The following is a 13,286-nucleotide window of genomic DNA, read 5'->3' as shown; positions in this document are numbered from 1 at the left end:
ACCGCGTGCCATCAGGCTCCTCTCCGAGGCCCTCGCCGAACGCGGGCTGACCTTCCGCTGACCGACGCCCACCGACCGGACTTCGGGAAACCAGGCGCCGGAGACCACGCACCCGGACAGACCTCCGGGCGTGGGCGTAGCCGGCAGCCACACCCACGCCCGGAGGCACCGGTCAGGTCAGCGGATCTGGTTCAGCGTCCTCACCCCCTGCCGCCCGACGTCGCTGCGGGCCGCGGCCCGGACGATGGCGTCCTTCTCACGCGCGGTGAGCACGCCGTCGTCACGCAGCTGCCCGGTCACGTCGGAGACGTGCCGCACGAAGTCCCCGCGGCTCGCCCAGGTGTCATCGTCCCGGACGAGGTCGTTGACGGTGCAGCCGTCGTCGAGCTCGTAGTTCGGGACACCGCTGTCGATGCCGCCCACGACGACGGTCGCCCGCCCGTCCGGGTCGGGGCACGCGGCCGGCTCGTCGGGGACGATGGTGAACGCCACGGACCTCCAGTCCTCGACGTTCCCCGCGACGTCCGTCGAGCGGAACTCCACGACGTGGTCGCCCACCTCGGTGAAGGTCAGCGAGCCGGTGTAGCGCTGGTGCTCGGCGTCGCCGGCGAGCCGCCAGTGCGTCTCGGCCACCCCGGACGTCGCGTCCTGGGCGGTGAGCTCGACCGTCACCTCGCCGGTGTAGCCGCCACCGCGCTGCTCCCCGGCGACGGTGGCCTCGGTGACCGCGGCCGCCTGGTCGATGAGGAACTCGATCTCGAAGATCCCGGTCTCGACCGGTCCCGCCCCGCTGGACGGGGTGACCTCGAAGGTCGAGACCATCCCACGCCACGTCGTCGGGTCGGCCGGGTCGGGCCGGGTGGAGTGCGGCGTGCAGTACACGTAGAACCGGCCCACCTCGGTCGCCTCGAAGTAGAACGGGTCGTCCTCCCAGTCCGAGGCCTCCGGGCGCGAGGCCAGCACGTTCCCGGCGTCGTCGGTGATGACGACGTCGTGCGGGTAGCCGGGGACGTACTGGAACTTGATCGTGTCGCCCTGGGCCACGGTGAACTCGTCCTCGCTGAAGTCGAACCCGTTCGGCCCGACGAGGATCTCCTTCTCGGCAGGCTCGGCGTCGCCGGACAGCACGGCCCGGTAGTCGATGTTGTGGACGCCGTCCTCGTCGAAGGTCACCGGCTCGGTCCAGGTCCGCCACTGCGACTCGTCCGTCCGCGGCCGCCACTGCAGCTCGGCATCCGGGTGGTTCGACTCGAGGGTGAGCGTGACCGGCGAGACGTACCACGGCGGGTTGCCGTCCGGGTCTGCCGGGTCCAGCGACGCCTGGACCGTGAGCTCGGGGTCCTCCGTCAGCTCCTTGATCCAGACGTTGCGGAACTCCACCGTCTCGCCCGCGGCCTTGCCCTCGGAGTGGTTCTGCAGGCCGACGTACCCCTGCAGCCCACGGCTGCCGTCACCGGTGTAGGTCGCGACCTGCACCCCGTTGAGGGTGACCGTGTACTCCTGGCCGACGACCCGGATCTCCATGGTGTTCCACTCGCCGATCGGGTTGGTGGCGAGCGGTTCCGCCGGAGCGAAGGTGTAGACCGCCCCGGTGCGGCCGAGCGGGTTGTCGGTCGCCTCGTAGATCTGGATCTCGTAGCCCTCGTTCACCGGCTTCCACGGGTCCCCTTCGGGATCGGGGAAGCGGACGAAGACGCCGGAGTTGTCGGCCGGGTGGTGGACCCGGAAATCCACCTGCATGACGAAGTCCTCGTACAGCTGCTCCTCGTACCAGAGCAGCCCCATACCTCCGTAGGGCTGGAGGACCCCGCAGTCACCGATCTCGAAGCCGCCGGGACCGGCCATCGTCCACCCGTCGAGCGACTCGCCGTCGAAGAGCGCGACGTAGCCCTCGGGCGGGGTCTGCGGGTCGGGGCAGGTGACGATCTCCTGGACCCAGATGTCCCGGAAGAACACCGTGTCCGACACGCGGTTGTTCTGGATCCCGATGTATCCCGAGGACAGGTCGCGGCCCAGGTCGCCCGGGTCCTCGTACTCGTTGACGAGGATGCCGTTGATCCAGACCCGGACCATGGGGTCGTCGACCTCGATGATCATCTCGTTCCACTCCCCGGCGACCGTCGGGAACGACGTCGGCCCCTGGAAGGTGTAGATCGACCCGGTCTTCGAGCTGTCCGGGGCGTTGGGGAAGCCGCCGGTGTCGTCGATCTGGATCTCATAGCCCTGGTTCACCGCGACCCACGGGTCATCACCCGGGTCGGGGAACCCGAAGAAGACGCCGGAGTTGTCGTCCTCCGCCTCGGCCTTGAAGTCGAGATGCAGCCGGTAGGAGGTGAGCTCCTCCTCGAACCAGAGCATCCCGAGGCCCGCTGGGTCACCGATCGACTCCAGCGCACACGTGCCCTCCCGGTCCTCGTCCGGGACGACGGCGAAGCCACCCGGGCCGGCCTGTCGCCAGCCGTTGAGGGTCGACCCGTCCCACAGCGCCCGGTAGCCGGGGTCCGGCGTCGGCCCGGCGCACACGGGCTCGCCCGGGTCCTCCGTCCGGCACAGCGAGAAGTCGCTGAAGGTCGCGGTCAGCGGGTTCTCGATCTCGGCCGGGCCGTGGACCGCGAAGAACCCGAACTTGGGCGCCTCGTACCGGGAGACCGGGGCCGGTCGGCCGATGTTGACCCAGGCGCTGCCCGCCACCGAGTACGCGGCCGAGACGTTCTGGCCGTCGCTGGTGAGCCTGAGTGTCAGCGTGCGCGGGGCGTTGAACACGGTCGGGTTGTCGACCCCGCTCTGGAAGCGGATCTCACCGTCCTCGTGGTAGAGGTACTCGAACCGGCCGTCCGGGCTGCTCCCGTAGGGCGGGAAGTACGCGAGCTTGGTGAAGTTCTCGTCGTCCTCGTAGATGATGAAGCCGGCCTGGTCGTGGTTGACCGCACCCACCGGCATCTGCAGCGTGACCTCCGAGACCCACCGTCCCTCGGGGACGTCGGTGAGGACGAGGTTCTGCCCGTCGGTGACGATGTTGCCGCTGAGGTGGTTGCTGATCATGTCGCCCTGGAGCATGTCCAGCTCCAGCGCGCCGTCGACCAGCCGGTAGCCGTCCGGGTTCTCCCGCACGATCGTCGTCCACAGGTCACGGTCGAGCTCGGTGCCGCCGAAGTCGTCCGCGACACAGACCTCCGGCTCCTCGATGTCGGCGACGTAGTCCACCCGGTAGAGCGCGGCGTTCGAGCTCGGCCCGAAGGCCCCGCCCTCCAGGACGTAGAGCGAGCCGTCCGGGCCGAAGTCGCCGTCCATGAGACCGGCCCAGTGCGTGCCCGGCATGAAGTCGTCGATCGCGGTGACCTGCTCCTCCTCGTCCAGCTCGACGGTCTTGACGTGGCCGCGGTGGTAGTCCAGGAGGAACCAGCGCCCGTCGTAGTGCTCGGGGAACTTGGTGTCCGAGTCGAGGTCCGGGTCGTAGCGGTACACCGGCCCGGACATCGGGCCGCCGGCACCCGAGCCCATGTTGAGGAAGGGCTCGGGGATCGGGTTGATCTCGCGGTCCGGCCATCCCACCCACGTCGTCGGCCAGCCGGCCCAGCTGCGTGGGTAGTAGATCGTAGCCGGCGTGACGGGCGGCAGCTGCTCGAGCCCGGTGTTGTTCGGCGAGTCGTTGACCGGGCCGTTGTCGCAGTCGTAGAAGTCGCCCAGCGGCTGGTTCGTGGCGTAGTCCCACGGACGGTACGGATAGTTGTTCCCGATACAGAACGGGTACCCGAAGTTCGCCGGCTCCGACGTCACCATGTACTGGTCGAAGCCCCACGGCCCGCGCTCGGTCCACTCACCGAGCCGGTCGGGACCGTAGTTGCCGATGTGGAGCCGGTCGGTCGCCGGGTCGATGGAGATCCGGAACGGGTTGCGGAACCCCATCGCGTAGATCTCCGGCCGGGTCAGCTCGGGGTCGTACTCGTCGGGCGGGAACAGGTTCCCCTCGGGGATGGTGTAGCTCCCGTCCGGCTGCGGCGTGATCCGCAGGATCTTGCCGCGCAGGTCGTTGGTGTTGCCCGAGGTGCGGCGGTCGTCGTTGTACCAGTGGGTCGGCCGGCTGTCGAGCGGCGAGTACTGCTCGTTGAGGTCCGGCGGGGACTCGTCACCGGTGCTGAGGTAGAGATTGCCCTCCGAGTCGAACTCCAGGTCCCCGGCGACATGGCAGCAGTGCGTCTTGTTGTACGGCACCCGCAGCATCTGGACCTCGGAGGAGACGTCGATCTCGTCGCCCTCCATGACGAAGCGGGACAGGATGTGGTTATTCTCCTCCCGGCTCGTGTAGTACGCGTAGACCCAGCCGTTCTCCTCGAAGTCCGGGTCGAGTGCGAGGCCGAGCAGCCCGCCCTCCTGGTTCTTCGAGCCCTCGATGTCCGGGTGCGGCGGCAGCGGATGGTCGTCGAAGACGCTCAGTTCGGCCGCGACGGTGAGGTCCTGCGTGTCCGGGTGGAAGACCCGGATGACGCCGTCGCGGCTGGTGGTGATGACCCGGCCGTCCGGGGCGATGTCCAGCGTCATCGGCTCCGGGATGGACGCGAGCCGCACCTTCTCGAACTGGTCCTCCGCAGCGAGCTCGGCGAAGCTCGCCTGCTCCTGCTGCGGGCCGTCCGTCGGCGCGTCGCCGGGCTGTGCGGCCGCCGGCATGCTCACCAGGAACGACATCATCAATGGCACGGACAACAATCCGGATAATGCCCGTCTACTCATGACCCCTCCACTCTGAGTAGGCATTCTGAGCCTCCCACATTGTCCAGATGGTGTGGAATTGTCAAGGGAGGTCCCGGGGCATTCATTCCGGTGCGAGAACGCAGAATTTCGGGCATGGCGACGAGCGCGGGCCGCGTGGGACCGCGCTGTTTCCGGGCAGGCCGAACTGCGGGAAGAATTGCACTTTCTTCCCGTTCGTCGTCGGAGCGTGGTCGAAATTATTTGTGATGCCAGCGTCGAGACATTGTTCGTCACCGACGTCGCGTATTTCCGCGCACGCTCGGGCAAGGTCGCCCGCTACCCGCTACGCATGACCATGTGCTCACCCCCGTGTGACTCCCCGCGGGCCCGCCGCCGCAACCACGCTCCGCGGCGGGCGACGTCGCATCAGCCGGGCCGGGCAACCTCCTCGAGGATCTCGCCCGTCTCGCGGTGCTGGAACAGCACCTTGCTCCGGCCGTCGGGCAGCGTCTCCCGCTTGATGACGGCGTGCCCGTCGTGCACCTCGGGCGACGTGGCGATGCGCGGCGTGGTACCCCCACGCCAGTCCTCCAGCTCCACCGGTGCCCAGGAGCCGCTCGCCGCCGAGGCGTAGCAGGCGTCCATGATGGCGTTGACGACGTAGCCGTCGTAGAACGTCTCCTGCGGCTGGCGACCGGAGTCCATCGCGTCGAACATGTCGGTGAACATGTCGAGGTAGCCCAGCTCGGTGACCTCGTCGCCGACGGGGAAGAGCCAGCCGCTCGTCGACTCCGCCTTCTCCGCCACGTAGCCCGCGCCGTTGCCGCTGGTGTACATCTCGAACCCGGTGCGCAGGAAGTGGTTGAGCCAGATCGTCCCCTCGGTCCCGGAGACCTCGTCGCGCAGGTCCAGCCCGCCGCGGAAAGCCCAGGACACCTCGAACTGGCCGACGGCGCCGGACTCGAAGCGGATGAGGGCGATGGCGTGGTCCTCGGCGGTGATCGGGTGCACGAGGGTGCCTTTCCAGCAGAACACCTCCACCGGGCGGTTGCCCTTGCCGACGAAGTTGCGGCAGATCGCGATGCAGTGGCAACCGAGGTCGACGATGACCCCGCCGCCGGCCTTCTTCTCGTCCCAGAACCAGGCGCTGTGCGGGCCGGGGTGGGTCTCCCGGGAGCGCACCCACAGGATGTCGCCGAGTGCGCCCTGGCGGACCGACCTCACGGCGGCGAGCGTCTTCGGGGTGTAGACGAGGTCCTCGAGGTAGCCGGCGAAGACGCCGTGCTCCTCGACGATGTCGAGCATCCGCTTGGCCTCCGCGGCGGTGCGGCCCAGCGGCTTGGTGCACAGCACCGCCTTGCCGTTCTCGGCGGCGAGGCGCACGGCGTGCTCGTGCATGTCGTTGGGCAAACCGATGACGACGGTGTCGATCTGCGGGTCGGAGCAGGCCGCCTCCAGCGAGGTGGTCGAGCGCGGCACCCCCCATCGCTCGCGGAACGCGGCGCCGCGCTCCTCGCTGCGGGAGTACACCAGGTCCACGGCGTCCCGGTTGCGGCCGCGGTTCAGCGCGGCGGTGTAGAAGTCACCGATCAGGCCGGTGCCCAACATGGCGATGCGATGTGCGATCACTGCACAAGGCCCCCTTCTCATCGTCGTGTGTCGGTCGCGCTGACGAGCGCGTCGTCGTCGGCTGCGCCGCGTCGCGCAGCTCGGTGGTTGGCGCCTCCTTTCGTGGCGTCAGTCGGTGCGTTGTCCGGAGACGGCGACGTAGACCCAGGCCAGCGTGAGCACGATCGCGCCGTAGACGATCTGCTGGACGGCCTGGCCGGCGCCGAGCGTGAGGAGCAGACGGTTGAGGACGGTGAGGACGAGCGCCCCGAGGATCGTCCCGGCGTACCCGCCCGAGCCGCCGAGGATGGAGGTCCCGCCGATGACGGCGGCGGCGATGCTCGGCAGGAGGAAGGAGTTCGTCTGGCTCGGGCCCACCGAGCCGCTGCTGCCCGAGATCAGCAGGCCGGCGACGGCCGCCAGGATCCCGACGATGACGTAGGTGGCGATGAGGACCTGCCACACCTTCACCCCGGAGAGGCGGCACGCCGTGGGGTTGTCCCCGACGGCGTAGATCGTGCGACCCAGGCCGGTGCGCACGAGCCCGAGGAGGAGGACGACGGAGGCGCCCGCCCAGACGACGACGTTCATCGGCACCGGCCCCACGAGCGTGCCGCCGCCGAGGGTGGTGAGCAGGGGCGGGACGACGGCGGGGCCGGTGAGGAACCCGCCGCTCGCCAGCCCCACCGAGACGATGCCGAGGAGCACGCTGGACATCCCGATCGTCATGATCAGCGGGTGGACGCGGAAGACGCCGACCCCGACGCCGTTGAGCAGGCCGGCGGCCGCGCCGACGACGAGCGCCAGGGTGATCGCCTGGAGCGGTCCGGCGCCGCTCTGGGTGGCGGCGACGTAGGCGGCGACGTTGGCGGTCATCGTTACCGACAGGTCGATGCCACCGGTGAGGAAGGCGATCGTCTGGCCTGCGGCGAAGAGCGCCAGCGGGCAGGCGAGGAGGAGGACCGACCGCAGGCCGCCGGTGCTGAACAGGCTCGGGTCGAGGATCCCGGTGACGAGGTAGAAGAGGACGAAGACGGCGCTGAGGACGAGGACCGGCCGGTCGGCCAGCGTGCCTCTCAGGCGCCGGGTGCGGGGGAGGGACGTGGTGACGGCGGTGCTCACTGCTTCCTCCTGCGCAGCTCGAGCAGGCCGCCGAGCATGACGACGCCGATGATGATGAGGCCCTCGAGCAGCACTGCGACATTCGGGTTGGCGCCGGCGCTGAGCAGGATCGCCGGGATGAGGGTGAGGACGAAGGCCGCGAGCACGGGTCCGAGCAACCCGCCTCGCCCGCCGGCCAGCGCCACCCCGCCGAGCACGACGGCGGCCACCGAGCCGAGCAGCGCACCGAGCGCGATGGACTCCTGCGGGCTCCCGCTCCCCAGCGATGCCGTGGTGGCGATCCCGGCGAGCCCGGCGAAGACGCCGGAGAGGACGTAGGCCTGCACCCGGGCGCGGGCGACGACGATGCCGGCGAGGAAGGCGGCCTGCCGGTCGCTGCCGACGGCGTAGGTGGCGATCCCGGCCCGACTCCGCCGGAAGGGCACCCAGACCAGGAGGAACACCGCCACCAGCCAGAGCAGCGAGGGGAGCGGGTCGGAGTAGCCGCCGACCACCATCCGGGAGAAGTCCGGGTTCGTCCCACCGCCCGGCCCGCCGAGGATGAGCAGGGCCACCCCGACGAAGACGAAGTGCAGGGCGAGGGTGACGACGATGTCGGGCATGCCCGAGACGGTGACGAGCCATCCCATGAGCCCGGAGACGACGGCGGTGCCCACCACCGTCGCGAGGGCGATGACGAGGCAGGTGGCGACGGAGGCGTCCTCCATGAGCCAGGCGGAGAAGCAGTTGGCCAGCACCATGAGCGCGCCGACGGCGAGGTTGATGCCGCCGGACAGGACCACCACGCCCTGGGCCATGGCGAGCAGCGCGAGCATGAGGGTGCCGGCGGTCAGGGCGCGCAGCTCGAACCCGCCGAAGCGCTCCACCTGGAGGTAGCGCACGAGGATCATCGCAGCGAGCAGCACGGCCACGCCCACCACCCAGCCGTGCTGCTGGCGGAAGCGGGCCGCACGGCTGGTGGGCGCCGGCATGGTGGTGAGCTGCGGAGTCGGCGTGGTCATCCGGTGGTCACCTCGTCCCGGTGCAGGCCGTGGGCGGCGTTGAGGAGCGCTTCCTCCCCGGCGTCGGCGGGCAGCTCGGCGACGATCTCGCCGCGGTGGAGGACGAGCGCGCGGTCGCAGACGAGCTCGATCTCGCGCAGCTCGCTGGTGTACATGAGGACCGCGGCACCGGAGTCGGCGATCTCGCGGACGAGGTCGTAGATCTGTCGTTTGGTGCCGATGTCGATGCCGCGGGTGGGGTCGAAGAGGAGGAGCGTGCGGAAGCCCTCGGCGAGCCAGCGGCCGATGGTGAGCTTCTGCTGGTTCCCGCCGGAGAGTCGGCGGGCCTGCGCTGCGGCGCGGGTGTCGATGGACAGGCGCTCGACGGCGCGGTTGACAGAACGATCCTCCCGGCGACGGGAGATCGGTCCCCAGCGCGCGGGGCGGGCACGCGAGGGCAAGGCGATGTTCTCCCGGATCGAGCGCTTGGGGAGCAGCGCTAGGGTGCGGTCGGCCGGGACGAGGGCGATGCCGCGCCGGATCGCCGCCGCGGGGTGGCGGGCGGTGAGCGGCCGGCCTTCGACGCGGATGCTTCCCGCGCGCGGACGGCGGTCGCCGGCGAGCGTCTCGAAGAGCGCGTCCTGGCCCTGGCCCTCGAGGGCGACGAGCCCCACCACCTCGCCCGGGCGGACGGTGAGGCTGACGTCGCGGAGCAGGTCACCGGCGCTCAGGCCCTCGACCTCGAGGCGGGGCGTGACGCCGTCGGCCACGTTGCGGCGGGAGCGCTCGGCCGCCACCTCCGCCTCGACCCGGTCGCCGAGCATCGACTGCACGATGCGTGCCTCGCGCCCCTCCTGCGGCGCGAAGCGCGCGACGTCGTGCCCGTCGCGGAACACCGTGCACATGTCGCAGTGCTCGATGACCTCCTCCAGGCGGTGGGAGATGAAGAGCACCGAGCCGCCGGTGCGGGTCTGCCGGGCCATGGCGGTGAAGACCTTCTCGGCCAGGTCGGCCGGCAGCGCGGCGGTGATCTCGTCGAGGACGAGCAGGCGGGGCCGGTGCACGAGCGCGCGGGCGAGGTCGAGCATCCGCAGGAAGGGAAGCGGGATGTCGGCGACTCGCTCGTCGATCTCGATCCCCTCGATGCCGAGCCCGGCGAGCTCCTGGCGCACGGCGCCCGGGTCCGTGCCGGTGAGGCGGAGGTTGTGCCGCACGGTGAGGTCCGGGATGAGCGCCGGGTCCTGGAACACCGCAGCGATGCCGCGTTCGTAGCCTTCCGCCGGGGAGCGCAGCTCGACCGGCTCGCCGGCCATCGTGATGGTGCCGCGGTCCCGGCGGATCACGCCGGTCAGCGCCTTGACGAACGTGGACTTTCCCGCGCCGTTGGCGCCGAGGAGGGCGTGGGCCTCCCCGGCGCCGACGGTGAGGTCGGCCGAGCGCAGGGCGACGACGCTGCCGTAGGCCTTGGCCACCCCGCGGGCGGCCAGCAGTGCATCGGTGGACATCATGCTCTCTGGGGTCGAGGCCGGGAGCGGGGGAGCGGCGGGTGGCCGCCGTCCCCCGTCCCGTGGTGCACGGCCAGGGGGCGGGTCAGGAGCCGCTGGGACCCTCGCAGGCGTAGAGCTGCTCGCGGGTCATCTCGAGCGGGTAGTCGATCTCGACGGCGGCGCTCGTGTCGGGCCCGCGGTCGGGGTCGTAGGCCTGCTCGATCTTGTCGGCGCTGGTCTCCATGGTCCACAGCTCCGGCGTGAGCATCGTCGTCTGCTCGACGTCCTCGCCGTCCAGCACTCGCAGGGCCACGTGCGTCCCGACGGCGCCGATGACAGCCGGGTTGGTGACCGCGGCGCCGGGTGCACCGTCGAGGAGCTGGGCGAGGAAGGCGTTGCTGTCCTGCCCGGTGACGGGGACGAGGTCCCTGCCGGCGGTCCGGATGCCGTTGACGGTGGTGTAGTCCGGGCCGGTGGTCCACACGCCGTCGTAGTCGGTGGCGCTGAACTGCTGGACGGCGATCTCCCCGGCGAGGGTGTAGTCCCAGCTGCTCCACACGGTGGTGAGCTCGATGTCGGGGTAGTCCTCGAGCGCGGCCATGACACCCTCGTGGCGGTCGGTGTCGGACTGCACGCCCTCGATGCCGCGGACGTAGAGGACCTTCCCCGCCCCGCCGATTTCCTCGGCGAGCCACGCCATGCCGAGCCGGCCCCACTCGACCTGGTCGTTGGTCACGACGTAGGCGCTGTCGGTGGTGACGGCGGCGTCGACGGCGACGACGACGATCCCCTGGGCGACGGCCTCGTCGATGATTCCGTTGAGCTGCTCGGGGTCGGAGGGGTTGACGACGATGGCGTCGACGCCCTCGGAGATGAGGTTCTGCAGGTGCTGCACCTGTTCCGTGGGTCCGGCGTTCTCGGACAGGACGACGACGCGCGAGACCTTGCCGCTGGCCAGGGCCTCCGCCTGGATCGAGCAGATCATCTGCTCCCGCCAGCCGTTGCCCGCGATGGTGTTGCTGACCCCGATGACGTAGTCACCACCGCCGTTCGCCGCGGCGGCGTCATCCTGGCCGGCGGAGTCGGCTCCGCCGTCGGAGCCGCAGGCGCTCAGCGCCAGTACCAGGGCGGCGCCCGCCGCTGCGCAGGTTCTCGTGGACAGCTTCATTGCTGGTTTCCCCCCGGAATGTTCTCGAGTGTCTATGCGCGTCCCACCAGGTCGGTCGTCCCGCGCCCCCTGTCAGTTCCGCTCCGTTGCTTCACGACCTGTATGGGCAAGCTCCATAGCCTGTCTGTACATAAGAACCTAATGACCAACTGCAAAGTCGTCAAGAGTCGACGGAAACGGTTTCGGCACGGTGGGGCGGCTGCGGTGGCGATGCCCGGGTGAGTTTCCGGCGCGTGGGTGACGACTCGGAGACGAGCCAACCTGCGCGTTCCGTGGCACGCCGCCAAGTACGCCCTGCCCGGCGGACCGTGGTCCGCGCCGTGCATGTTGCGCCGGAGGCGGCCCGGCGTCGAGCGGCGACGGTTGTCTCGATCGGGCAGCCGGTAGCCGGTCCGCGGGTGTTACACGGGCGGTGGCTCGGTTGGTGCCGGACGGGTGGAAGGAGCGGTGCGGCGTGCCTCGGCACGAGCTGCTCCGGCACCGCCGAGTGCGGAGGCGACGCGGCGGGCGTGCTCGTCGTAGGCCGCGTCGAAGAGCTCGGTGGAGCGCTGCTCGCCGATGACGGCCGCGGCGGTGAGGACCGGAGGCACGATGCCGCGCTGGACGAGCAGCGCGGCCGTCTGCACCTTGATCTCGTTGACGACGGTGACGGCGGCGACGGTAGAGCCCGGCCCCACTTGGGTGTCGAGGCCGGGGACCGCGACGAGGGCGTCGCCCACCGGTGTGCCGAGGTCGATGACGAGGTCGGCGACATCTGCGAGCACCGGGCGATCCGCCGTCCGCGTGGCCGTGGTGTGCGGCAGTGAGGTCACCGCGACCGTCCGCAGACCCCGGCGCCGGGCGCCCTGCGCCATCTCGACCGCCACCGTCGAGGTTCCCGAGACGCTGAAGACGACCATGACGTCCCGCGTGCCGAAGGCGAAGTTGGCGAGCACCGCCTCGGCCAGGCCGGGCGTCTGCTCGAGGTGCATCGCCTGACGCTGCCCGTTGGTGCCGACCACCTGGGTGTGGAAGGTCAGGGACAGCTCGACGAGCGGGTGGAAGCCGGGGTAGGAGCCGTAGCGGGGGAACATCTCCTCCACGGCCATCCGCGAGTGGCCGCTGCCGAAGAGATGGACGAGCCCATCGGCGGCGATGGCGTCCGCGCACCAGGCGGCCGCGGTGCCGACCGCATCGGCCTGCGTGTCCCTGATGTGGCGGATGAGCTCGACGGCACGGTCCGACCATGCGCCGGCTACGTCCCCTGTCCGACTCATGTCCAGACACCTGCGCCAATCGGTATAGACAACTGTGCCGTGGCGGCACACTAGGATTCCGCCCATGGAGAGTCAAGAGCGCCCGCGGCCGGCGGCTCGGTACGAACAGATCGAGGCGTGGCTGCGCGACCGGGTGCACTCCGGCGCGCCCGGGGACGCTCTCCCCTCGGAGGCGGAGCTCGCCGCGAGGTTCGGCGTGAGCCGGATGACCGCCCGCCAGGCGGTCGAGAACCTCGCCCACGAGGGGCTCGTCGTCCGCCGGCGGGGCTCGGGGACGTACATCGCCCCGCCTCCGATGCACCGCCACGGCGCCCCGCTCATGAGCTTCTCGCGCGACATGGAGCGGCGCGGCAGGACGCCGTCCTCCCGACTGCTGCGCGCTCAGCTCGTCGACGCCACGGCGGGTGACGTCGAGGCGCTGCGCCTCGGCCCGGGGAGCAGGGTGGTGGCCATCTCGCGGCTGCGGCTGGCCGACGACATCCCGGTGGCGATCGAGAACGCCGTGCTGCCGCTGGACTGCGCGGCGGTGCTCAGCCGAGACCTCGAGCGCGGCTCGCTCCACGAGGCGCTGCGGGACCTGGGCCGGGAGCCGGCGGTGGCCCGCGCGTGGATTTCGGCCAGGCTCGCGAAGGCCGCGGAGGCCCGGTTGCTCGAGGTCCCCTCCCGGTCGGCGCTCCTGGTCGAACGCCGGGTCATCGTCGACACGGAGCAGCGTCCGCTCGAGCACACCGAGAGCTGCTACGTCGCCGACCGGTACATCATCGACGCCGTCTTCACGCTCAACGGCGCGAGGCCGCCGTCGAGCACCTGAGCCCCCCGGCCGGCAGGACCGCAACGGCGATGGCAGGTCCGGCTCGCCGGGTCGGAACCACCGGTGCAGTGGATGATGGCTGTGAGGGCAACGCGCGTCGGTGCGGACGGCAGGGGAGAACCATGGGTGAGGCGACCACGCCGGTCGGGGCGGAGACCCGCACAC

The 13,286-nt window shown here is 70.6% G+C and carries 8 protein-coding genes; 1 reads left to right on the top strand and 7 read right to left on the bottom strand.

Annotation, left to right across the window (positions count from 1 at the left end; genetic code table 11):
- Window positions 1-177: 177 nt before the first annotated feature.
- From Q0195_RS11170 to Q0195_RS11140, 7 genes are all read right to left on the bottom strand, one after another.
- Window positions 178-4,686 carry a family 16 glycoside hydrolase gene (locus tag Q0195_RS11170; RefSeq protein WP_299278413.1) on the bottom strand — a complete coding sequence of 1,503 codons (4,509 nt, stop codon included), beginning with the start codon at window positions 4,684-4,686 and terminating at the stop codon, window positions 178-180.
- Window positions 4,687-5,115: 429 nt separating this feature from the next.
- Window positions 5,116-6,294 (bottom strand): Gfo/Idh/MocA family oxidoreductase, encoded by a 1,179-nt coding sequence (locus tag Q0195_RS11165; RefSeq protein ID WP_299278410.1) that lies wholly within the window; start codon window positions 6,292-6,294, stop codon window positions 5,116-5,118.
- Between the two features lie 132 nt (window positions 6,295-6,426).
- Window positions 6,427-7,419 (bottom strand): ABC transporter permease, encoded by a 993-nt coding sequence (locus tag Q0195_RS11160; protein ID WP_299278408.1) that lies wholly within the window; start codon window positions 7,417-7,419, stop codon window positions 6,427-6,429.
- On the bottom strand, window positions 7,416-8,420 hold the full coding sequence (locus tag Q0195_RS11155) for an ABC transporter permease (protein WP_299278405.1): 1,005 nt from the start codon (window positions 8,418-8,420) through the stop codon (window positions 7,416-7,418). The genes Q0195_RS11160 and Q0195_RS11155 overlap by 4 nt, the downstream gene beginning before the upstream one ends.
- Window positions 8,417-9,907 (bottom strand): sugar ABC transporter ATP-binding protein, encoded by a 1,491-nt coding sequence (locus Q0195_RS11150; protein ID WP_299278402.1) that lies wholly within the window; start codon window positions 9,905-9,907, stop codon window positions 8,417-8,419. Before Q0195_RS11150 ends, Q0195_RS11155 begins: the two co-directional genes overlap by 4 nt.
- Before the next feature lie 82 nt (window positions 9,908-9,989).
- Window positions 9,990-11,054: a substrate-binding domain-containing protein gene (locus tag Q0195_RS11145; RefSeq protein ID WP_299278400.1), complete on the bottom strand. Its 1,065-nt coding sequence runs from the start codon at window positions 11,052-11,054 to the stop codon at window positions 9,990-9,992.
- A 401-nt stretch (window positions 11,055-11,455) separates the two neighbouring features.
- Entirely contained in the window at window positions 11,456-12,310 is an 855-nt protein-coding gene (locus Q0195_RS11140) for a sugar isomerase domain-containing protein (protein ID WP_299278397.1), read from the bottom strand.
- A 64-nt stretch (window positions 12,311-12,374) separates the two neighbouring features.
- On the opposite strand from Q0195_RS11140, the gene Q0195_RS11135 reads away from it, so the two are divergent.
- A complete protein-coding gene (locus tag Q0195_RS11135; RefSeq protein WP_299278395.1) occupies window positions 12,375-13,121 on the top strand; it encodes a GntR family transcriptional regulator in 747 nt (248 codons plus the stop codon).
- Window positions 13,122-13,286: the final 165 nt, after the last annotated feature.

This window comes from uncultured Georgenia sp. (assembly GCF_937958535.1).
In the GTDB taxonomy this organism is placed as follows: domain Bacteria; phylum Actinomycetota; class Actinomycetes; order Actinomycetales; family Actinomycetaceae; genus Oceanitalea.
Note: the sequence above shows the minus strand (reverse complement) of the source record. Positions and strands in the feature narration are given on the sequence as shown.

Coding starts and splice junctions, on each gene's coding strand:
- Q0195_RS11135 (WP_299278395.1), top strand. CDS start 12,375: ATGGAGAGTCAAGAGCGCCCGCGGCCGGCGGCTCGGTACGAACAGATC.
- Q0195_RS11140 (WP_299278397.1), bottom strand. CDS start 12,310: ATGAGTCGGACAGGGGACGTAGCCGGCGCATGGTCGGACCGTGCCGTC.
- Q0195_RS11145 (WP_299278400.1), bottom strand. CDS start 11,054: ATGAAGCTGTCCACGAGAACCTGCGCAGCGGCGGGCGCCGCCCTGGTA.
- Q0195_RS11155 (WP_299278405.1), bottom strand. CDS start 8,420: ATGACCACGCCGACTCCGCAGCTCACCACCATGCCGGCGCCCACCAGC.
- Q0195_RS11170 (WP_299278413.1), bottom strand. CDS start 4,686: ATGATGTCGTTCCTGGTGAGCATGCCGGCGGCCGCACAGCCCGGCGAC.
- Q0195_RS11150 (WP_299278402.1), bottom strand. CDS start 9,907: ATGATGTCCACCGATGCACTGCTGGCCGCCCGCGGGGTGGCCAAGGCC.